This is a genomic window from Bacillus sp. 5w2 (assembly GCF_054353775.1).
In genome coordinates this window covers 128,689-150,525 of record NZ_JBTIWT010000001.1, presented here as the reverse complement: position 1 = coordinate 150,525, position 21,837 = coordinate 128,689, and the positions used below count along the sequence as shown (strand labels likewise).

Below are 21,837 nucleotides of genomic sequence, written 5' to 3'. Positions count from 1 at the left end.
TTTTATTCTTAATCGTTACTTAACATTTTTGAGAGCATTTTATTTGTTTTATACAATCCGTAAGTTAAATCACGTTGATCGTCTTCACTTAGTTTTTCAAGATTATGAGTGAAAGTATTATATATTTGTTTCCATCTCTCATAATGTACCTTTTCAGCTTTTTCTGTCAGAGAAATGAGTACAGCTCTTTTGTCTACCGTATCTTGTTTTTTTATAATATATCCGTTTAGTTCTAAATTACGAACTGTTACACTTAATTGTTGTTTAGGTATGTTTAAATAACTAGCAATCATTTTTAAATTTACAGGAACCTTTTGTTGTGCGATATACTCAACTACGTGTTGCTCTAAATGTGTAAATTCAGAGGATTTCTCTGATAATAATTTGAAAGTACCTGACATATTTAATAACAAATTCATGTATTCGTTTAATAATTCGTTTTGGGTCATAGTTTTCGCTTCCTTTATGTATTTAGTAAATATTTTATTACTATTTTAATGGTTAATCAAATCATTTAATTTATTATAGTAAATTAATATTTACTATAATAATGTTTTTGGTACTATACGAACTGAAATAGAAGGGTAAAAGAGGTGCTTTTAGGGGAGAAGAATATGAACGGAAATAAAATATTACTAAATACAAATAACTGATGCATGCAATGTCTTTTTCAGTTATTATGTTGTAAAAAATTTTATGATAAAATCTTTTACATAATTAAATAAAGGGGTAGTATTCTATGGGTTATTTCTCAAATGGTTTATTAGTTTTGTTTGTTCTTATCGTCTGTAGCTGTATGATTTTTGGTTGATAATATAATGATAGTTTTTATAAAAGAAGTTAACTAAGATGAGGTTAACTTCTTTTTATTTTATGTTGAGAAGGAATTATATTGTTCTTATGGAAGTTTGTTTAAGTTAATTTCATATTAAGGGTAATTTTATGAAATACACACAAACGAGAGAATAAGGAGTATTCATATGAATAATAGTATAAATTACAAAATGGAACATCCAACAGATTTCAATGGATTATTAGCCTTATACGAATCTTTAGGATGGAATTCTCTTAAATTAACGGTTAATGAATTGGAGCAAATGTGTAAACAAAGTGGGTATGCAATTTATGCTTTTGATGATAAGAAGTTAGTAGGGATGGGGCGTGTTTTATCAGATGGAGTAATTACAGGCATAATTTGTGGAGTAGGCGTATTGCCAAAGTATCAGTCAAGTGGCATCGGGAAAGAAATAATGAAACGATTAATCCAGCATTGTGAACACAACAAGGTTATTCCCCAACTTATGTGCGCAGAAAATTTGCAATCTTACTATGAATCTATAGGATTTGAGGCATTTTCAATTGGAATGACAAAACATATTAAAAGATAGTGTGGCTTTATATTATCGGTGTACTTGTGCATATTTTCAAACTTCATCATAAAAGAGACTGGCTATATGGAGATAGCTAAAGGGGTAGAAATGTTACAACTTGAATTTCAAGAATTTATTATTCATCCAATTCTTTTATGGGATGATAAAATGGCAGTTTTAATAGATACTGGTTTCCCTGGACAATTTGAAGATATACAAGTAGAGATGGAGAGAGTTGGCGTATCATCTGGTAAGCTAAAAGTTGAAGACAATAATTTTTTATTAATGGGCGCCACAGTGTAATCTAATTGTTGATATATAAATAAAACACTTAAATTATAAAAGAGCATGTTTGAAAAAAAATTAAACATGCTCTTTTATTAAAGGTAATCTATTTAATATGAATGATCTAACCCGTTCCAATAAAAAGAAACGATTTCTTGTGCTAATTCATCTATATTTGCAAGAATAGGATTGTGATTTTCATCTTTAAAATTCCCAATTGATAATAAAGATACGAATGCATGAGCAGCAAATTTAGCGTTTCCTTTCGGGATTTCTCCGATTTGCATCGCATTATCGAGTGCTTTTTCTAGCACTTCATACATATTATCTTCAGCCTCTTTTAATTCTTTCAATTGCTCTTCAGATAACGACAGTTTTGCATCTTTCATAAAATTTTTCATATCAATATCCATCGTTGCGTGTAAGTAAACTTTAGCGAAGTCTAATAACCTTTCTTTTAAAGTCTTATTTGCAGAGAGAATTTGAGACATATTCTCTCGTATACGCACCATCATTTGGATCATAGTAGCGGTAAATAAATCCGCTTTTGTTGAGTAGTAATAGTAGACGGTTGCTTTCGTAACACCACAAACTTTTGCGACTTCATCCATGGAAACAACTTGATAATTTTGGGTAAGAAATAACCGAGTTGCAACTTCCAAAATGGTTTCTTTTGTAGATTTTGTATTTTTATTTTGACGAGGCCTTCCGAGAGGACGTTGTTTTTGTGCCAAATCTATTCGCTCCTGACATGTATTCTTAAAATAATTATAACATAATTTTTAATCATTCTTGATTAATTAACCGTCCAGTATATATAATTAATAGTGGAGGAAAAAAGGAAGGTGGGTTTTTTATGAAAAAGCACCCGTTACATATGCTAGGGAGGCTTGTAGCAGGGAAGAATACGCAATGGATAACTTTATCGGTTTGGATTCTTATTACATTAGTACTTTCATTTACGTTGCCACAAGTAAATAGCACGAAAGAACCGAATCCGAAAAATTTACCTGAAACAGCTATGTCGCAGCAAGCGGAAGCAATGATGAAAAAAGAATTCCCTAATAATGCAGGGAATCCGTTGCTTGTAGTATGGCATAGAGATGGTGGATTACAGTCACAGGATTATAAACTCATACAAGACGTTTATAAAGAATTAAAGGCTAGTCCTTTAAAGGAACAATCAACGTTACCACCATTTGATACAATACCGGAACAAGTATTATCAAAAAGTGCATCAAAAGATGGTACATCATTTGTCACACCAGTATTTTTTAATAAATCAGCTGGTACAGATATATTAAAAGGAAATCTTGAAGATTTAAGAAAGATAGTAAATAGTAAAGTGGATGAAGATCCATTCAAACAAAAAATAAGTGACTCTGGTTTACATGTCCGATTGTCTGGACCTGTAGGTATTCAAACGGATGCAGTTAGTTTATTTAGTCAAGCAGATGTGAAATTATTAGTGGCTACGGTATTACTAGTATTGGTTTTATTAATTTTACTGTACCGTTCACCAATTTTAGCAATTTTACCTATACTTGTTGTGGGATTTGCATACGGTATTATTAGTCCTACACTTGGTTTTTTAGCTGATCATGGATGGATTAAAGTAGATGCCCAAGCGATTTCAATCATGACAGTATTATTGTTTGGTGCTGGAACGGACTATTGTCTATTTTTAATTTCGAGATATAGAGAGTACTTACTAGAGGAAGAAAGTAAATATAAAGCATTGCAACTTGCGATTAAAGCATCTGGCGGGGCAATTATAATGAGTGCATTAACGGTAGTACTTGGATTAGGAACATTATTACTTGCTCATTATGGTGCCTTTCATCGATTTGCAGTACCATTTAGTGTTGCTGTATTCATAATGGGAATCGCTGCTTTAACAATTCTTCCTGCATTTTTATTAATTTTCGGTAGAGCTGCATTCTTCCCGTTTATACCGAGAACAACTTCAATGAATGAAGAATTTGCAAAAAAGAAAAAGAAAGTAGTAAAAGTTAAAAGATCAAAAGGCGCCTTTAGTAAAAAACTTGGAGATATTGTAGTAAGAAGACCGTGGACAATAATTATGCTAACTGTGTTTGTATTAGGCGGATTGGCTTCATTCGTACCACGTATACAATACACATATGACCTATTAGAATCGTTTCCAAAAGATATGCCTTCCCGTGAAGGGTTTACGTTAATTAGTGATCATTTTTCAGCTGGTGAACTAGCACCAGTAAAAGTTGTTGTTGATACGAAAGGAAAAGAGCTTCCTATTAAACAAGAACTAGAGAAATTTTCTTTTGTAAATACAGTGAAAGAGCCAAAAGAGGGAAAAGAAAATAAGCAAATACAAATGTATGAAGTTTCTTTAGCGGAAAATCCATACTCAATTGAAGCGTTAGATCAAATCCCTAAATTGAAAAGTAGTGTAGAAAAAGTATTAAAGGGTGCTGGGATTAGTAATGTTGAAGATCAATTGTGGATTGGTGGAGAAACGGCGTCATTATATGATACAAAGCAAATTACGGAACGTGATGAAGCAGTTATTATTCCAGTAATGATTAGTATTATAGCTTTATTATTACTTGTTTACTTACGATCTATTGTCGCGATGATTTATTTAATTGTAACTGTTGTTTTATCATTCTTCTCGGCACTAGGAGCAGGATGGATATTACTTCATTTCGGTATGGGGGCTCCAGCGATACAAGGGGCGATACCGTTATACGCATTCGTATTTTTAGTAGCATTAGGTGAAGATTATAATATCTTTATGGTTTCTGAAATATGGAAAAACAGAAAGACGCAAAATCACCTGGATGCTGTAAAAAATGGCGTTATACAAACAGGTAGTGTCATTACATCAGCAGGTTTAATTTTAGCAGGAACATTTGCGGTGTTAGGTACACTTCCAATTCAAGTTCTTGTTCAATTTGGTATTGTAACAGCAATTGGTGTATTACTAGATACCTTTATTGTTAGACCATTACTTGTACCAGCAATCACAGTTGTTTTAGGAAGGTTTGCTTTTTGGCCAGGGAAACTTTCGAGAAAGAGTGAAGAGATACAAAAAGTGGATGCATAGTTAAGAAAGCCAAGGATATTTCCCTTGGCTTTTTCCATGTAATTAATCTTTTGAAGTCAAATCATCAGTTACAGCATGATCAGCATCTTCAATAGCTGTTTCTGGCATTCCATATAATCCGTTCATTGCTTGTTCTTCGATATTAAGGTTTGCAGTATTATTATTTTGAATAAGTGTAGCGTTTTCAGTAACATTTTCTTTTTTATTTTCATTTTTGTTATTCATGTATGCATCCTCCAAACATCAGTTGATTTATTAATAGTATGTGGTTGGATTCCAAGAAATATGTGAATGGATTTTTGCAGATGTTATATAATTAAATAAAACTTGAAGATAGATTTAAACTGTAAGGAGTGAACAGGTATGGTGAAAACAAGAAAGTTAGCCTTCTAAAATAAAATAAAATTTTAGGAGGCTATTAAAATGAGATTTCATATAATTGACAGAGAAAATTGGAATAGAGAGCAGTATTTTGAACATTATTTAAAGTTGAAATGTACGTTTAGTATGACTGTGAATGTTGATATCACGATGTTATTAGAGGAATTACATCAAAAGGGAATAAAATTTTATCCCGTTTTTATTTATTTAATTTCTAAAGTAGTAAATAATCATAAAGAATTTCGAACATGTTTTAACGATGAAGGAGTTTTAGGCTATTGGGAGGAAATGACACCAAGTTATACAATCTTCCATAAAGATGATAAGTCTTTTTCAAGTATATGGACGGATTATTCAAGTGATTTCCACATTTTCTATAAAAATTATGAAGAAGATATGAGATGCTATGCTAATGTTCATGGTCTCTTCACGAAAGAGAATATTCCACCAAATGCTTTTCCAATCTCTAGCATACCTTGGACTAGTTTTACTGGATTTAATCTTAATATTAATAATGATGCTGATTTTCTATTACCAATTATAACTTGCGGGAAATATTTTAATGAAGAAAATAAGGTTATGCTACCAGTTTCATTGCAAGTACACCATTCGGTTTGTGATGGATATCATGCGAGTCGATTTATAGAAGATTTACAGGAGTTAAGTAATAGTTGCAACCTTAAGTAATATCTAATTTTTAATTATACACAATTGAAAATGAATAAAAGAAGAGAACATGTTTATATTGCATGGTCTCTTTTTTTTCATTACTACTAAGTAACAGTGGAAAATATAGATTGATTTGTAGTTTAATAGTAAAGAGAGTTGTTGATTTAATTTTCTTTATTTTGTGATTTATTAAAGCTATAAATGTTTTAATAGGGGGGAAGTAAAGTGAAATTCGTAAGTATTGAAAAAGATGAGATCCTAATTGAGAATATGGCAAAATTGTATTGTAAAGCATTTGAGAAAACAAATTTCAATGAAATAATCGAAAGAATGAAAAGACATATAGAATATACAGATTTTAAAGGTATAGTAGCAATAAATGATGAAAATGAAGTAGTTGGTTTTACTTATGGTTATCGCTCAATGGAGGGACAGTACTATAATCAATTAATGAGAGCAGTGTTAAATCTAGAGCAAGTAGACGAGTGGTTACAAGATTGTTTTGAATTTGTAGAGTTAGCAGTTCATCCACAATATCAAAATGAAGGTCTTGGAACGAGCTTACATAATGAATTACTAGAAGGGATTTCAAATAGAACGAGTGTTTTAACAACACAAATCAACAATGAAAAAGCACGTTCGTTATATGAAAGGTTGGATTGGATAGATGTATTGGAGCCATTTCTTCCAAGTAAAAATGATGTTCCATATGTAATAATGGGGAAAGCATTAAAAGCAAAAGTGAATTGATAATTATGTTATTTAAAAAAGTTGTCGGTTTGTAACAATGGAGGGGAAAACAAAAATGACGATAATATCTATAGAAAAATCTACAATTTTGGATGCTGAGAAATTAACAGAAATAATGAAAAAAACATTTGATGCAGAAGCAAAACAATGGTTATACGGCCAAGATGATGTTATTGACTATAACATCCAACCACCAGGATATTCTTCAGTTGAAATGATGAAATATTCCATCGAAGAATTGGATTCTTTCAAAATTGTAATGGATAAAGAAATAGTCGGAGGAATAATAGTTACGATTTCTGGTAAGTCGTACGGTCGAATTGATCGTATTTTTGTAGATCCTGTGTATCAAGGAAAAGGAATTGGATCACATGTTATTAAATTAATAGAAAAAGAATATCCGAACATAAAGATTTGGGATCTCGAAACATCTAGTAGACAAATTAATAATCACCATTTTTATAAAAAAATGGGCTATGAAATAATTTTTAAATCGGAAGATGAGTATTGTTACGCAAAAAGAATAAATTCAGCCTCAACCGAAGATATATTAGTTGAAAATGAAGATTTGAAAAATTATCAATACGAAAACTGTAATTTAGCAAATACAGAGTATTATCAAGTAAATTTTAAAAAAAGTTTATTTGTTAATAGCAATATAATGAATATTAATATAAGCAATTGTAATGTAAGTCAATCAAAGTTTAGAAATATAAATTTTAGAAGTTCTTCTTATTCAGATTTAAATCTTTCTGGCAGTAAATTTAATTTGGTGACTTTAGGTGGAGTTCAATTTAAAGGTACAAGTCTTGGAGATGAGAAGGAACCTATTTTATTCGATAACTGTGATTTGGAAGGTAGTACAGTACGTAATAGTAATTTGAAAAATATTGAAATAGAAAATTGTGATGTAACCGGTATGAAAATAAATGGTATTCCAATTGAAAATATGCTTGAGTTATATAATAAGGTGAAAAGTTAACTTGCAATAATTAAGTGAGGTTTAGTAGGTTAGTTGTTTATAAAATAAACATTATACCGAAATAATTGTGTAAAAATAACATAAAGAAATACGGATAAAAGGGATTTAATGAAGGGATCTAGAATATTCAATGTACTGTTATGAATATGGAGGGGCGAAAGATGGGGATCACAGTTAGAGCAGTAGAAATACAAGATGCTAGAGCAATTCATCGCATTTGTATACAGGAGGATGTTTTACCTTGTATGGTTTTTTTACCTAGCATGCGTGTAGACGCTATGGAAAATAGAATTCGAAACTTAGCACCAAATCAATTTGAATTTGTTGCAGAGTATGATGGAGAAGTAGTAGGTTTTGTTGGCTTAACACAAAGTCCAGGAAGAAGATCACATTCAGGTGATTTATTTATCGGCGTAGACAGTGAATATCATAATAAAGGTATTGGTAAAGCACTTCTTACAAAAATGCTTGATTTGGCAGATAATTGGTTAATGCTAGAAAGAGTGGAACTTGGTGTATTAGAAACGAATCCGAAAGCGAAAGCTCTATATGAAAAATTTGGATTTATAGAAGAAGGAATAAAGATAGGGAATTTAAAAGCTCATGGAAAGTTTATAAATGAAATTATGATGAGTCGTTTTAGACCTGATGGTTTAATCTTACACGATAAATAAATATATTGGATTAATATAAAAAAGCATGGTGAATTGTCGCCATGCTTTTTATGTTATAAGAAGTACGAGCAACTATTAATAGTACAAACGTTAGGCATTATCTTAGAATGAAATGCATATTACTTAATAGAATTTATTTCAGGAAGAAAAATTAAAATGAGTTGGATTTTTATACTTTGTACTGAATTAGTCAAAAGTAGCTTGAGATGATATTATGCATTGGTTTAAATTTATAACACCTTGAAAAACTCACTATATCATATAAGTAAATTTGAATTATATATATTTCTATACGTAGCATATGAATGCATTCAAGGAATAAGGAGTGATTGGATTGTCGACAGAGCAACCTATTGGATGAACAGCGTGCTATGTTGTTGCCACCAGAATTAAAGGGGGCTCCATCTGAATCCTTAACTGAGCAATTATTTATTGAACGATCTTTAACAGAAAATAGATTTTGGTTACGTATAATGAAAGAGCATGCTTTATTTCTTGGCGAAGGATTTAATCGTAACGATAAAAATTTAATTCAGCAGGTAGATCAATTTTATAATTTGTTTGATAGACATTTGCAAAAAGCGTTTACGATTCCGCAAACGGTTCAAGCGGTTAGGCAATTAAATGAAGAAAGTATTCAGCTTGTATACGCTTTTCGTAATTATAAAAGAAATTTACTTATTTTAATTATTAATTGTAAGGTGAAAGGCTTTAATTTTCCTCTTTTAGTAGATCATGTTGCTCGGGAAGCGGAATATTTTATGCGCACACTTCAAAAGTTTAATGAGGGGAAAATGGATCCTATCCAAGATGCGATTATAAGTGAGAATGTGTTTTGGTTACGGATTATGATGGAGCATTCCCGTTTTATTGCCTCGTTATTGGATCAATCGGAGAGAAACCTAGTTCATACAGCATTGAAGTTCGGGGATGATTTTGAAGTGTTATTAAACGAAGCTAGAGATGTTGAATCTATGCTATACAAAAAAGAACCGACCTATCCGATTATTAGGAAAATGAATAAAGATAGTGAAAACGCCACAGTGGAGTTAAGGAGTTTCAAAAAAGCAGGATTAGAACTAATTCAAACGTGCCAAATTCGAAATGTCATTAATCCTCTTTTGGCTGATCACGTTACAAGAGAAGCGGAACATTTCCTTTTTATGATTCATGCTTTAGAACAAAGATTGAAACTAAAACAGATGGAGCAATCAACACAGCAATAAAAAGCATGACAAATCAATGTCATGCTTTTTTATTTGTTAGTTGTGATTCGGTAGTTTTGGTTGTAATAAAAATAATGCTAAACCAATAAAAATAACTGTAATACCTAGTCCTTGTTGTAAAGAAATGGTCTCATTTAAAATAAAGTACGCTAGTATACAAGTTCCAATCGTTTCTCCTAAAATGCTCATAGAGATTACAGTAGCACTCATCCATTTTAATAACCAATTAAAAATTGTTTGTCCTAAAATCGTTGCAATAAACGCTAATCCAATAAAGCACACCCAAGTTTGTGTAGAGTAGTGAATGAAAGATTCGTGTTGCATGTAAGCAAACATACCAAGAAAACAGGCACTACTTCCATAACTAATTACCGAATACGGTATAAGTGATAAATCTTTACGAACATGTTGACTAATGAAAAAGTAACCGGTAATAATTCCTGCCGCAATAAGCGCTAAAATATCCCCGTATAAAGCTTCTCCGCTAATTTGCAAGTCTTGCCATCCAATGACGATACTTCCTGAAATAGCGATGAGGCAACCGATAACCGCTCCTTTCGTAAACCGCTCCTTGAATAAAAAATGACCACCAATCATTGAGAATAAAGGTTGTAATGTTACGATAACTGTGGAGCTTGCTACAGAAGTATATTGTAACGATTCAAACCATAGTACATAATGTGCAGCTAATAATAGCCCGGATATGAATCCGAATCCCCATTGTCTTCTTGTTACTGTTTTTAGCTCGTTTCGATTATTTTTATTAAATAGTAATAACGGTAACAGAATCAGTGTAGCAAAGAATAAACGGTAAAAAGCAATGATAGCCGCAGGAGCATCTGCCAATTTTACAAAAATTGCTGAAGTTGATAGGGCGAATACGCCGAAAAATAAGATGCAATATGAAAGAATAGGTGATTTCACAGTTTGTCCCTCCGATATAATGTTAATTATAATGAACTAAGTACGATATAATGTACAAAGGTAAGTATATAAGTCCCAGAGACGATAGGAAAGGATTATTTGCCTTTGTTTAGTATGTCAGCACAAAGACAATGAAACATGCAATATGATGGACGAAAGGAAGTTTTTACTATGATACATGATAGACTCGGACAAACTGTATTAAGTTATCGTAAGAAAAATAATATAACAATTCGTGAATTTGCTGATTATGCAGGGATTAGTACTTCACTAATTAGTCAAATTGAACGAGGATATGCGAATCCTTCTTTAAGCGTATTGGAATTAATTGCGAAAGCATTAAATGTACCGCTATTTACACTTTTTATTAATGAGATTGATACAGATTCACTCATTTCTAAGAAAAAAGATCGAAAAAAAGTATATCGGGAAAACAATGATCACATTGTATATGATGTATTAACACCCGATTTCATGAAAGCACGTATTGAGATGCTAATGATGGATTTAAATAAACAGGCAAACACAACGGAAAGCCACTATTCACATGAAGATAAAGAAGAGATTGCTGTTGTCATGAAAGGAGAAGTGTATGTGGAGTTAGAAGGAAAAGAATATTTTTTAGAAGAAGGTGATGTTGTACGTATTCCGCCAAATGTGAAACATCGTTTTTTGAATAAAAGTGATGAATCCAATCATATTTTATTTGTATTGACGCCATCTTTAGGATGAGTATAAAGTGATTTTTATTACGGGGGATAAAAACATGGAAAATAAAACTGTTTTAAAAGGTGGCCTTTCAATTATTTCTCAATGTAAAAAAGAAACAAATGATATTTGGCATGCACATTTCGGAGCAGCTGCAATTGCTAGTTATTTTTTCATGAAAGATAACAATGTGGGAGAAGAAATAATTCGTAGTATGTATTCTCAAATAAAACTGATGTTGAACAAGAAAAACTTAGGTGAAATCATCGATAATAAAAAAGAAATTGATTTTCAAAGTGCTGAAAAAATGATTCTAAAATCATTGGAACATACAATTGATGAACTTCATTGGGTCGGACATAATGTCATTTATGCTGCATTAAGTTTATTAGCTATGAAAGAGTTACAAAAATGGGGCGATAATCAAGCAATTGAAGGGATTATTAACCTTATATTATCGTTTCAAAAAACAATTCCTGGCAGATCGTGGATTGGTTTTACGACGAAGGAAGTAAAAAAATTAAGTATAAAAGATGAGATAGAAAGTGAATTAAGAAATCCGAAGCAATTATCTAAATTTATTTTAAACGAGCTCTCGCAATTTAATATTATTTATAGAGCGGAATCGCACCATGATTTAATAGGTTATTTACTTACTTTTTCTCATGCAATTAATATTATGTATGACTTAGGGCATAGAGATATATTCCATCGAGGGGTACGTCCACTGTTAAAACTAGTATACGTGTTACGTGCTAGTCAAAATCTTCCGCCAAATGCTGAAATAACTATACACTCACCGATAGATTGTTTACCTTTAATCGAAACTAATCGTGCTCATGTATTACCAACAGAAAAACAATTTTGGCTAAAAGACTATAATGCATTTGATTGGGATTTCGGACATGTCTTTAAATTCTCATATAGTTATTTTGATCATATAAAGAGAGCTCCAGAATATAAAGATATAACACTAGAGAAATTTCGATTTGTTATTAAAACGTAATGAAGTCTAACGATCGGTATAAAGAAGCTAAATTTAAAATTTCTTTGTTGATAGGATATTATTTTTAAAAATATGTAAGATTTTGCATACGCATTTCACTTTTACTAATTATGTAAATAGGCTATACTAAAATACATACATTTTAGTATTGGAGAGAGAAGTAAAACGACATGGAATTAGTGAAATTGGAAAAAGCAATTGAAATAAAGAAAGAAGAACTTTTATTTTTAGTATCGGATTATGGAATTCAACATGAAAAAGTATTGGCTTTAAGTCAAGAAATAGACAAATTGATTAATTACTTTATGTTTTTAAAATAGGAAGAACTATGACATGATGTGAAAGTGTTATAGTTCTTTTTTATTTGGAAATTCAGATGTAAATTCTATATACTAATAATTGATAGAATATTCCGTTTTGAAGGAGGGGGAAATATGAAATTATATACGCACATTTCAGGCGAAGGGGAACCAATCGTACTTTTACATTCTGGTGGTATGACAGGTTTAGTAGAATATGAAGAGCAGGTAGCATTTTTTCGAGAACTAAATTATCAAGTCATTCGCCCTGATTTAAGAGGGCATGGAAGATCAGGAGGGACATTGGAGAAATATTTCCTACGTTCTGTAAGGGATTTACATGATACGTTAGAGCATTTACAAATTGATAGATGTCATATAGCTGGTGTTTCGCTAGGAGGATTAGTTGCTTTATTATTTGCAAAAAAATATCCAGATAAAGTGAGAACATTAACTTTTTCAGGTATCTTTCCGCTTAAGAGAGAAAATTGGGAGGAGTCTCAGGAGTATGAAGCAAATTGTCATCGACAATTAATGGGGAATGAAGAAGTTGTAACCTATATGAATCAAATTCATGAAAAAAGTGATTGGAAAGCATTGCTTGAATCGTGGCAAGTTAAAGAATGGTACCCATTTGATGAAACTGGTGACGTAGCGAATCTTCAAATACCTACACTTTGTATTGCTGGGGGAGATTCAGAAGATGAAGTTATAGCTGCTACAACGTTCAAACAATTAAACGACAATATCCATATCGCCGTTATTCCGTTTGCCGGTCATTTAGTGCATAATGATCAACCGGGAATATATTCGAATATATTGTCTAAATTCTTACAGAATGCGCAAGCTGCTAGTCGAATATAAGGACTTTTGGGTATAATAATAAAGGAATTATTAATTGTACCGGTTAGGAGCGCAGCATATATGAAAACAGTTGTTGTTATTGGTGGAGGTATAACGGGACTTTCTACTATGTTTTATTTAGAAAAATTAACAAAGGATAATAATATTGATTTAAATTTAATTCTTGTAGAAAAAGAAGAGTACTTAGGTGGTAAAATCCGTAGTGTAGAAGAAAAGGATTTTATTATGGAATCAGGAGCGGATTCTATCGTTGCTCGTAATGAGCATGTTATGCCGCTCATAAAAGATTTAAATCTAGAAGAAGAAATGGTATATAACGAAACGGGTATTTCTTATATATATTCTGATAATACTTTACATCCAATTCCTTCTGATACTATATTTGGGATACCGATGAGTGTTGAATCGTTATTTAGCAGTACGCTAGTATCAACGAAAGGGAAAATTGTTGCTTTAAAAGATTACATAACGAAAAATAAAGAGTTTACGAAAGATACATCACTTGCTGTATTTTTAGAAAGCTTCTTAGGGAAAGAGTTAGTGGAACGACAAATTGCACCTGTACTCTCAGGTGTATATTCTGGTAAATTGAATGAGCTTACGATGGCATCTACATTACCATATTTACTGGAGTATAAAAATAAATATGGAAGTATTATTAAAGGTTTTGAAGAGAATAAAAAACAATTTCAATCAGCAGGAAACAAAAAATTCGTATCATTTAAAGGTGGACTATCTACAGTTATTGATCGCTTAGAAGAAATGCTGAATGAAACCGTCATAAAAAAAGGGGTTGTAACGACAGGTGTAAGTAGACAAGTCGACCGATATGAGGTTACTTTTGCAAATCATGAAACAATACAAGCTGATTATGTTGTATTAGCAGCTCCGCATGATATCGCACAAACTTTATTACAGTCCAATGAGTTAAACGAGCAGTTTCATACATTTAAAAATTCATCACTTATAAGTATTTACTTAGGTTTTGATATACTAGACGAACAACTACCAGCTGACGGTACAGGGTTTATCGTAACGGAAAATAGTGATTTACATTGTGACGCTTGTACATGGACAAGTCGAAAGTGGAAACATACATCTGGTAAACAAAAGCTTTTAGTAAGAATGTTTTATAAAAGTACAAACTCTATATATGAAACGATTAAAAATTATAGTGAAGAAGAATTAGTACGAGTAGCTTTATATGATATTGAAAAGAGTCTCGGAATTAAAGGGAAACCAGAAGTAGTTGAAGTTACAAATTGGAAAGATTTAATGCCGAAATATCATTTAGAACATAACCAAGCGGTTCAAACATTACAAGAAAAAATGACGAATCTTTATCCTAATGTATATTTAGCGGGTGCTTCCTATTACGGTGTCGGAATTGGTGCGTGTATTGGAAATGGAAAGAACACTGCAAATGAAATCATTGCAACATTAAATGAATCGTCAAACTAATATAGAATACATATATAAATAAAATGTCCCTCCAGTATAATGAAGGGACATTTTATTTATATTTATCCCGCTATTTGCGGGCAGTAAGACCCCCATCTCAAAATACAGCAGAAGCAAAGAAGTTAGGTAGGGGATCAACTGTTCGTAAAAGCCTGATTAGTTGAACTTTATCTCACTTGAATTGAGACCTTTTTATTTGTTGTATTATTCTCGGTAATCGTTAATGTTATGTTTCCGGATTCTTTAAATGAATATGATGAGAGTTGATAAAGCTCTTTTATATTATGTTTCTCTTTTAATTTATTGGTAGGAATTAATGTTATGTTCGGTTTCCATGTTTCTTGTTTACCTGAAGGATAGATTACTAGTATTTCTGGATTATTTAATTGCATTGCTTCCCAAGAGGCAAAATGTAGTTCAACTTCTGTATCTTTTTTTAGTAATTCTTCTGAGAAATATCCAAGCTGTCCAACATTACCGAAAACAGTAAAGTTTTGATTTTGCAATGTGATATCTAAATGTTTAGGTTGATATGTTGCTGCGTGATAGATTCCATATGAAAGAGAAAGAGTGGCAGAAATTAACATGCCGATTGAAAATGTCTTAAAGCTATTGCCTGTAAAACTAGTCATCATGAATGAGTTTGGAGCGAATTTTTTTGCAAATAAAAAAATGAGTAATATGAGTAAGAGGGATAAGCCGATGAATATATACATAGAAAATATACACCTCCACAATAAAATAATTAATTATCTATATTTTACCATAAATGTATGGAGTAGGGTGTTATTTTAGAAGGGAAAAGTGAGCATGGAATCGAAATGATAAGACATATTATTTTGAGTGGTGCGGTGAAAATGAAAATAATCCAATTAATTTTTAAAAATGAAGGTGAAAACCGGACAATAGGAGGGAATGTTATTGTTACGTACTGTTGAAGCAACGCAAAAAGTATTTGACGAATGGGCAAAAACTTACGATGAAAATTTCAAGAAGCAACAGGTACGTTATATGGATATAACAATAGTTTAATTGAAGCGAAAGAAATGATTCAATTATATAAGAGGGGAAAAATTATTGATATTGGAATTGGAACAGGTGCATTTGCTTCATTAGTGAGTGAAAATAATGGGAGGGTAATAGGGGTGGATGTATCGGAAAAGATGTTAGAAACATGTAAAGAAAAATATCCAACGTATCATTTAGAGGTAGGATCATTTACGAATACGAATACGAATCAAGAAGATGAAGCTTTTGATATAGTTATTTCAAGTTTTTGTTTTCATGAGGTGTTACCTTCAGAGAGAAAGAAAGCTTGTGAAGAGGTGTATAGAATAGTACGGAAAGAGGGGGAATTTCTTCTCTTGGATATTATGTTCGTATCTCATTTTGCATGAAATGAAGCGAGAGAACGAATTGGGAGGAAATGCGATAGTGCAGAAGTATATCCTTTTGTGAATGAGTTAGATACACTACTTAGAGAAACTGGTTTTTCAAGTGTAAACTGGAGACAAACAGCCCCATGTCATTGGGCATTAGTTGCATATAAATAGAAAATAAAGAGATGATCAAACTACTATGATCATCTCTTTATTTTTCTAATCATGTAAAAGTAAGAAGGGTTACTCTTAGTTCGTATTGAATTAAGAGGATAGGCTTCTCTAGAAATATTTGATTAATGGGACATTGAGGACTTTCCTAATTATAAATATTTTTTCTGCTATAATGAATGAGTAGAAAGAAAGGAGTGATCCTGTGGCATTTCCTATATTAGAAACAGAACGTTTGCGTTTAGTTGAAATAGAACAATCTTATTGTCAAAAAATATATGAAATTTTTTCATTGGATGAGGTAACATGTTATTACGGCATGAATTCTTTTACGGAGTTTGGACAAGCTTCACGTATGATTGAATCTTTTTCAAAAAATTATTTCGAGAAAAAGGCAATACGATGGGGGATAGTATTAAAAGAAACTAACACTTTAATAGGTACAATTGGATTAAATAATTTACAATTATGGAGTAAACGATCTGAAATTGGATATGACTTACATCCTCGTTATTGGGGAAATGGCTATGCTTCAGAAGCGGCTCAAGAAATTATTCATTATGGATTTCAAGATTTAGGCTTATTTAGAATTGGAGCTATTACATACCCTGAAAATATTACTTCTTGTAAAATGTTATCTAAAATAGGCTTTCATAAGGAAGGATTATTACGTGGATATATTCATCAAGGAAATAAGCAACATGATGCACTACTGTATTCTATCATTCGAACGGATGTAGAGGATACAAATTTATAATAAAAAACCCCTCTTTTATAAGAGGGGTTAAGTAAAAATTAACCTAATTTAGGTAATAAACGTTCTCCGCTTTTCATGCTACTTTTACATAAAGGGCATTTAGGCTCTTCTTCAAATGAAAAGTTCTTTCTCATCCATCCTAAACAATCCTCTGCTTCACATTCCCAGACAGGGGTTTGTTCTGGTGGTACTTCTGCTACATCGTTCTTTCGATTGCGATACATATAACCACTCCTTTTATGTAAAAAATTTTAGTTATATATTAAAAAGGTTGTTAACCAAGCTGGTAACAACCTTTTTATTGTTTAAATTATAGCTTTACAACGTTTTTAGCTTGAGGTCCACGGTTACCGTCTTCAACTTCGAAGCTAACTTCTTGACCTTCGTCAAGAGATTTGAAGCCGTCGCCAGTGATAGCTGAGAAGTGAACGAATACGTCGTTACCGTCTGCAACTTCGATGAAACCGAAACCTTTTTCGCTGTTAAACCATTTTACTTTACCTGTTAATGTCATGGTAATGCCTCCTAAAATTTAAAAAGATTACAATATGATCGGCCTTATTTGAATGAAAAATAAAAGTTCACATATTATCAAAAACCAATAAGGCATACAAAATGTTCCTGATTGATACTTGATAATATGCAAAGTAAATATAGTGTTAAATTGACCTTAATTACTATCTTACAACAAATGGTGGGAAATAGCAAGTGCTGGTAATACCAGTGTGCAATAAGATGGGAAAAATGGTAAAAGTCACAAAGACATCTCTTTTATTTATATATTATTCCTAATTTTGGTTTATGCTAAACTGAGAACATTTTTATTGGAGATTTGTATTAGGAAAACGATTTATAGTATAAGAATAGTGTTGAAGTATTTGTTAAGGAGGCGAGAATATTGCAAAATAAACAATTTAAAATAATTGAAGCAACCAAAGAGGGAAGAAGAAAAGTTCATCCAGTATTGGCTGTTATACTTACAATTGTATTTTTATCTTTAGGTGAATTGTTTATGTTATTTATGCTGTTTTTACCGAAAGCAGAAACACTTTTATTGAAGGCAATTTATAGTGATATTGAGATGATATTGACATTTGGCGGAGCTATATTTTTTGTTTTTTTATGGATTAGATTTGTAGAGAAAAGATCAATTTCATCCATTGGATTTTGGAGAAATCAGTGGATAAGAAAATATTTGAGAGGTGCATTAATAGGTTTTGTTTTCATTTCAATACCAGTCATGCTACTTTTAGTAACAGGAATTGTACAACTACAAATGCAACAAATTACACCAACCGTTATACTTGGAATTGTGGGGTCTTTAGTTGCTTTTTTAATACAAGGTGCAACAGAAGAAATTGTTGTTCGAGGTTGGTTATTTCCAGTCCTTTCTGTTAGAAGCCGTATATGGATCGGGATTGTTGTTACTTCTTTTTTATTTGGTTTTCTTCATTTGTTAAATCCAGGTATTACAATTCTTTCGATATCGAATATAATATTAGTTGGTGTATTTGCAGCTTTTTACGTTTTGAAAGACAGTAGTCTTTGGGGGATATGCGCATGGCATTCCATTTGGAATTGGGCACAATATAATGTATTCGGTTTTGCGGTTAGTGGAATGGAAATGTATTCTACACCAATTTTTAGACCTGTAACAAACGGATCGGAACTCTTTCATGGAGGCTCATTCGGAATTGAGGGTAGTATCATTACAACAATCATGCTTTCTATCGCTTCAATTGTTTTATGGAGACAGTTATGGGGGAGAAAAGCGAAACAACGAGATTTTAGTTAATGAAAGTGGGAGAAACTATGGGGATTATAGCGTTTGAGGGAGCGAGCGCGGTTGGTAAGAGCACAACGTGTCGTGAGTTAGAAAAGAATTATGGTGCTTATATTATACCAGAAGTGAATTTTTTATTTGAAAGACCAAAAAATGAACATAGAACATGGTATTTTGAAAAACAAGTAGAGCGCTGGAAAATAGCAATGCAGAAGTCAGAGCAATATGAAATAGTAATACTTGATGGCGACATTTATCAACCACTTAGTTATAATTGGTGTTTCCATTTTGAAATATTTGATCAGCCATTATCTTCAATAGAAAACTTTTATAAAGAAAAGCTGATACATAGAGAAATTGGTTTTCCTGATCAATATTTTTATTTATATACGAATGATGAAGAACTTAGAGAACGGAAAGAATCTGATGAGACGAGAAGAAGAAGAAACTTTGAAAAGCATTTACATATATCAAAACAACTTCAGCGTTATTATGAAAATTTAAATACCGTTACAGACGGGTACTGTAAATTAATTGAGGCAAAAAGTGTAAAGTCGAATGAATTAGAAATTGTGAAAAGTTTAAACAGTTTACATGTGTGTGAAGACAGACGTTTTGATGTTTCGAGATTAGATACGATTACGAAGTGGTTAAAAGAAAATCGCGCATAAAAAGAACGAGTACCTGTAAGGTACTCGTTCTTTTTATGCATATTGAATATGTAAGTTCGTTTTATAAATTGTTTTTAAAATTTGTAAGTTTGCTTGTTCATTTTTCTGAATAGCATTTTTATATTTAGGTAAGAAGAGTTGAGAAGGATAAACTGGGAGTTCACCGCAAATATCAATACCATAGATAGATTTATTCATAATAAGAGAATGAATAAATTGTAAAAGTATAGATAGCTTCATATGCCCTTGATCCCAATTTGTAATAGTGACTTTTGGATCTAAAACATCTTTATCAATGCTTACATATATTGTTTCTGTATGAATATGTGAAAGTATTGTATGTATCGATACTTCATGTGAGATATCAATTGGAAAAACTTCTACGTATGAACAATCATTAGAATGAATTGTTAGAGAAGAAGGTCCGATAATAATTACTTTCTTTAAATTACCATTATTTCGAAGAGAAAATGATACCCAAGATCCGCAGGAAATAAGAGTCTGTTCATTTGCTTCCTTTAAGTTCATATCAGTATGATGATCAAATAGTATAAGGGTAAAAGGTTTGTCTATTTCTTCTAGTAATAAATAAGATACATAATGATAATTTCCAGAACCTATAAAAGTAACTCCCTTTTTCTTTCTACGATTTAATGCCCTTTTTATATGCATTAAAGAGGGATTTTCGCAATATAGATTTGAGTGTTCTAAATGAGTAAAATCAATATCTTCATGTGAATAAGAATGTAGTTTATTTTGTAATAAATATGTATCATCAAAGTTTAAAAAAGTTAAACCGTTATGTAATAAACTCATATTTATTCATCTCCTTTAAATATAAGGCTATCATTTATTTTTATAAAATTAAAATGAAATGCTTTGAGGTGAAGTTGCATTTGAAAAAGACGGTGTTTTTTAACAGAATAATCTTTCAATTTATAAAAGAAAGAAATATAATATGAGGAAATACATATGTGGTTTAGGGAATAGAAAATATGAAATGAGATATGCGGGAGGAAACAAGCAAGATGAAAACATTCTTTAAAATAATTGGAATTATAGCTGGTATGGCGGTAATCGGTGTAGGTATAACGTATGGTATGCTGTATTATTTGAATAATAGTAAACCAGTTGCGAAAAAGGCATCACCAGCCGCTCCGGCAGTAGAAGTATTAGCTGATAGTAATGTAAAAGCTGAAGATGCAAAGGTTTTGGAAAATGGCAATCATTCATTGCCGAATAGCGGCTTTAATAAAAATTTTAAATGGACAGATGAGAACATACAAACAGCATTACATGAAATGGCACATCAAAAAACGAAAGCTGATCAAAAGTGGGGCTATATTTTTATTACACAAGAACGTATTGAAAGTTTACTTGATATTGTAAAGAGCAATGATCTTGTGCAAGGAAATACATATGCAGATATTTTAGAGAGATGGAAACAAGGAAAATATGAAAAAATTGATGCGGATCACAATAAGATTTGGAAATTACAAAGCGGGAATTTAGGCGAAGGAAAAGGGGTAATGTCAGAAGTGGAACAAAAAGAGTTAATTAATCAAGTGTTTATGCAAAAAGGTACATATTCGGGTAGTCAATTAATTGCAGGTGGGGGACAGACTAATAAATAAGGTAATAGTAGAAGAGAGTAAGTGCTTATTAGGCAGTTACTCTTTTTTTGTGCACTTTTTAGTCGTCCTCTAGTAAGGAAAGAAACGATTGTAAAACGGGTGAAATCCATCTAGATCTATGATAGATTACATGACTTTGGATAACATCTGGAGTTTCGATAGGGTGAAATCGTATTTGTTCCTTTTGGCAATTTTCTTGTACGACGATATAAGGAAGAATTGAAATTCCTAACTCACATATAACGGATTGTTTAATGACTTCAACGTTGGAAGTTTCAAATGTTTTCTCTGGAATATTCCCGCTTTGACGTAAAAAACGATCTACCATCGGTCTATAGCCGCAGCTTTGTTCAGTAAAAATAAACTGGGTGTCCTGTAATAAATGAAATGGATTAGTATGTATGGGGGAATGAATAGGTAAAATCCATCCAAATGCTTCATTACTAAAAGTACGCGTAATAAAATCATTATGTTCTACACTTTCTCCAATTATGAAGACAACATCTGTTTCTCCTTCACGTAATTTTTGTAATGCTTGTTCATTTGTGCTTGTTTCAAGTACGATATTTACTTTCGGATTTTTCTGTTTGTAAGTACGTAATAATTGTGGTAAACGATATACTGCTAATGATTCGTTAGATGTAATACTCAATGTACCTTCTAAATGATCGGTATTTTGAGGGATTTCTTGCGCTTTTTCATAAATAGCAAGTAATTCTAAAGCATAAGGATGAAATTGATTATAGCTTCCTAGT

At 31.7% G+C, this 21,837-nt stretch carries 25 protein-coding genes and 2 pseudogenes; 18 read left to right on the top strand and 9 right to left on the bottom strand.

What is annotated here, in order from left to right; translation table 11 throughout:
* Positions 1-8 precede the first annotated feature (8 nt).
* A complete protein-coding gene (locus tag ACXY7N_RS00740) occupies positions 9-449 on the bottom strand; it encodes a MarR family winged helix-turn-helix transcriptional regulator (RefSeq protein ID WP_016134456.1) in 441 nt (146 codons plus the stop codon).
* A 531-nt stretch (positions 450-980) separates the two neighbouring features.
* Between ACXY7N_RS00740 and ACXY7N_RS00735 the strand changes: the two genes are divergently transcribed.
* Complete coding sequence (locus ACXY7N_RS00735; protein WP_488592227.1) at positions 981-1,388, top strand: GNAT family N-acetyltransferase; 408 nt, start codon at positions 981-983, stop codon at positions 1,386-1,388.
* Between the two features lie 66 nt (positions 1,389-1,454).
* Positions 1,455-1,634 (top strand): annotated as a pseudogene (locus ACXY7N_RS00730) (hypothetical protein); the annotation flags it as partial.
* A 131-nt stretch (positions 1,635-1,765) separates the two neighbouring features.
* Here the strand turns inward: ACXY7N_RS00730 and ACXY7N_RS00725 are convergent.
* A complete protein-coding gene (locus ACXY7N_RS00725; RefSeq protein ID WP_016087927.1) occupies positions 1,766-2,389 on the bottom strand; it encodes a TetR/AcrR family transcriptional regulator in 624 nt (207 codons plus the stop codon).
* A gap of 122 nt (positions 2,390-2,511) precedes the next feature.
* On the opposite strand from ACXY7N_RS00725, the gene ACXY7N_RS00720 reads away from it, so the two are divergent.
* Entirely contained in the window at positions 2,512-4,743 is a 2,232-nt protein-coding gene (locus tag ACXY7N_RS00720) for an MMPL family transporter (RefSeq protein WP_088084208.1), read from the top strand.
* Between the two features lie 42 nt (positions 4,744-4,785).
* Here ACXY7N_RS00720 and ACXY7N_RS00715 read toward each other — a convergent pair whose 3' ends face one another.
* Positions 4,786-4,968, bottom strand: coding sequence for a DUF4021 family protein (locus ACXY7N_RS00715; protein WP_016134460.1), 183 nt, complete (start codon positions 4,966-4,968; stop codon positions 4,786-4,788).
* A gap of 198 nt (positions 4,969-5,166) precedes the next feature.
* Between ACXY7N_RS00715 and catA the strand changes: the two genes are divergently transcribed.
* From catA to ACXY7N_RS00690, 5 genes are all read left to right on the top strand, one after another.
* Entirely contained in the window at positions 5,167-5,811 is a 645-nt protein-coding gene (gene catA, locus ACXY7N_RS00710; RefSeq protein ID WP_016134461.1) for a type A chloramphenicol O-acetyltransferase, read from the top strand.
* 207 nt (positions 5,812-6,018) lie between these two features.
* Entirely contained in the window at positions 6,019-6,543 is a 525-nt protein-coding gene (locus ACXY7N_RS00705; RefSeq protein ID WP_088084207.1) for a GNAT family N-acetyltransferase, read from the top strand.
* A gap of 55 nt (positions 6,544-6,598) precedes the next feature.
* Entirely contained in the window at positions 6,599-7,525 is a 927-nt protein-coding gene (locus tag ACXY7N_RS00700) for a GNAT family N-acetyltransferase (protein ID WP_016087921.1), read from the top strand.
* A gap of 161 nt (positions 7,526-7,686) precedes the next feature.
* Positions 7,687-8,199: a GNAT family N-acetyltransferase gene (locus ACXY7N_RS00695; RefSeq protein WP_488592226.1), complete on the top strand. Its 513-nt coding sequence runs from the start codon at positions 7,687-7,689 to the stop codon at positions 8,197-8,199.
* A 371-nt stretch (positions 8,200-8,570) separates the two neighbouring features.
* Complete coding sequence (locus tag ACXY7N_RS00690; protein WP_488592296.1) at positions 8,571-9,425, top strand: DUF2935 domain-containing protein; 855 nt, start codon at positions 8,571-8,573, stop codon at positions 9,423-9,425.
* Between the two features lie 36 nt (positions 9,426-9,461).
* Here ACXY7N_RS00690 and ACXY7N_RS00685 read toward each other — a convergent pair whose 3' ends face one another.
* Complete coding sequence (locus tag ACXY7N_RS00685; RefSeq protein ID WP_098485715.1) at positions 9,462-10,349, bottom strand: DMT family transporter; 888 nt, start codon at positions 10,347-10,349, stop codon at positions 9,462-9,464.
* Between the two features lie 138 nt (positions 10,350-10,487).
* On the opposite strand from ACXY7N_RS00685, the gene ACXY7N_RS00680 reads away from it, so the two are divergent.
* The 5 genes from ACXY7N_RS00680 to ACXY7N_RS00660 all read left to right on the top strand — a co-directional run bounded on the left by ACXY7N_RS00680 (position 10,488) and on the right by ACXY7N_RS00660 (position 14,687).
* Positions 10,488-11,081 (top strand): helix-turn-helix domain-containing protein, encoded by a 594-nt coding sequence (locus ACXY7N_RS00680; protein ID WP_454496942.1) that lies wholly within the window; start codon positions 10,488-10,490, stop codon positions 11,079-11,081.
* Between the two features lie 34 nt (positions 11,082-11,115).
* A complete protein-coding gene (locus ACXY7N_RS00675) occupies positions 11,116-12,063 on the top strand; it encodes a hypothetical protein (protein ID WP_016134468.1) in 948 nt (315 codons plus the stop codon).
* A 170-nt stretch (positions 12,064-12,233) separates the two neighbouring features.
* Positions 12,234-12,383, top strand: coding sequence for an aspartyl-phosphate phosphatase Spo0E family protein (locus tag ACXY7N_RS00670; RefSeq protein WP_016087914.1), 150 nt, complete (start codon positions 12,234-12,236; stop codon positions 12,381-12,383).
* Between the two features lie 114 nt (positions 12,384-12,497).
* Positions 12,498-13,226: an alpha/beta fold hydrolase gene (locus ACXY7N_RS00665; RefSeq protein WP_016087913.1), complete on the top strand. Its 729-nt coding sequence runs from the start codon at positions 12,498-12,500 to the stop codon at positions 13,224-13,226.
* Positions 13,227-13,286: 60 nt separating this feature from the next.
* Positions 13,287-14,687 (top strand): protoporphyrinogen oxidase, encoded by a 1,401-nt coding sequence (locus ACXY7N_RS00660; RefSeq protein ID WP_016087912.1) that lies wholly within the window; start codon positions 13,287-13,289, stop codon positions 14,685-14,687.
* 167 nt (positions 14,688-14,854) lie between these two features.
* On the opposite strand, the gene ACXY7N_RS00655 is transcribed toward ACXY7N_RS00660, so the two are convergent.
* Complete coding sequence (locus ACXY7N_RS00655) at positions 14,855-15,403, bottom strand: hypothetical protein (RefSeq protein ID WP_016087911.1); 549 nt, start codon at positions 15,401-15,403, stop codon at positions 14,855-14,857.
* 330 nt (positions 15,404-15,733) lie between these two features.
* On the opposite strand from ACXY7N_RS00655, the gene ACXY7N_RS00650 reads away from it, so the two are divergent.
* Positions 15,734-16,084, top strand: a complete 351-nt coding sequence (locus ACXY7N_RS00650) for a class I SAM-dependent methyltransferase (RefSeq protein WP_488592225.1) — start codon at positions 15,734-15,736, stop codon at positions 16,082-16,084.
* Between the two features lie 358 nt (positions 16,085-16,442).
* On the top strand, positions 16,443-16,994 hold the full coding sequence (locus tag ACXY7N_RS00645; protein WP_353811339.1) for a GNAT family N-acetyltransferase: 552 nt from the start codon (positions 16,443-16,445) through the stop codon (positions 16,992-16,994).
* Between the two features lie 38 nt (positions 16,995-17,032).
* Here ACXY7N_RS00645 and ACXY7N_RS00640 read toward each other — a convergent pair whose 3' ends face one another.
* Both ACXY7N_RS00640 and cspD read right to left on the bottom strand, forming a co-directional pair.
* Positions 17,033-17,218 carry a cold-shock protein gene (locus ACXY7N_RS00640; protein ID WP_000286198.1) on the bottom strand — a complete coding sequence of 62 codons (186 nt, stop codon included), beginning with the start codon at positions 17,216-17,218 and terminating at the stop codon, positions 17,033-17,035.
* 86 nt (positions 17,219-17,304) lie between these two features.
* The gene (gene cspD, locus ACXY7N_RS00635) at positions 17,305-17,508 is read right to left on the bottom strand and encodes a cold-shock protein CspD (RefSeq protein ID WP_000176365.1); all 204 of its coding nucleotides are present in this window, start codon (positions 17,506-17,508) and stop codon (positions 17,305-17,307) included.
* Between the two features lie 384 nt (positions 17,509-17,892).
* Between cspD and ACXY7N_RS00630 the strand changes: the two genes are divergently transcribed.
* Together ACXY7N_RS00630 and ACXY7N_RS00625 are read left to right on the top strand one after the other, a co-directional pair.
* Entirely contained in the window at positions 17,893-18,789 is an 897-nt protein-coding gene (locus ACXY7N_RS00630) for a CPBP family intramembrane glutamic endopeptidase (protein WP_353811338.1), read from the top strand.
* Entirely contained in the window at positions 18,789-19,448 is a 660-nt protein-coding gene (locus ACXY7N_RS00625; RefSeq protein ID WP_353811337.1) for an AAA family ATPase, read from the top strand. The genes ACXY7N_RS00630 and ACXY7N_RS00625 overlap by 1 nt, the downstream gene beginning before the upstream one ends.
* A 33-nt stretch (positions 19,449-19,481) precedes the next feature.
* Here the strand turns inward: ACXY7N_RS00625 and ACXY7N_RS00620 are convergent, their stop codons facing one another.
* Positions 19,482-20,264: an arginase family protein gene (locus tag ACXY7N_RS00620; RefSeq protein ID WP_001990410.1), complete on the bottom strand. Its 783-nt coding sequence runs from the start codon at positions 20,262-20,264 to the stop codon at positions 19,482-19,484.
* Between the two features lie 212 nt (positions 20,265-20,476).
* Here ACXY7N_RS00620 and ACXY7N_RS00615 point away from each other — a divergent pair, with 212 nt between their 5' ends.
* The gene (locus ACXY7N_RS00615; protein ID WP_353811336.1) at positions 20,477-21,082 is read left to right on the top strand and encodes a PRK06770 family protein; all 606 of its coding nucleotides are present in this window, start codon (positions 20,477-20,479) and stop codon (positions 21,080-21,082) included.
* 58 nt (positions 21,083-21,140) lie between these two features.
* Here the strand turns inward: ACXY7N_RS00615 and ACXY7N_RS00610 are convergent.
* Positions 21,141-21,824, bottom strand: a pseudogene (locus ACXY7N_RS00610) (LysR family transcriptional regulator substrate-binding protein); the annotation flags it as partial.
* Between the last annotated feature and the right edge of the window lie 13 nt (positions 21,825-21,837).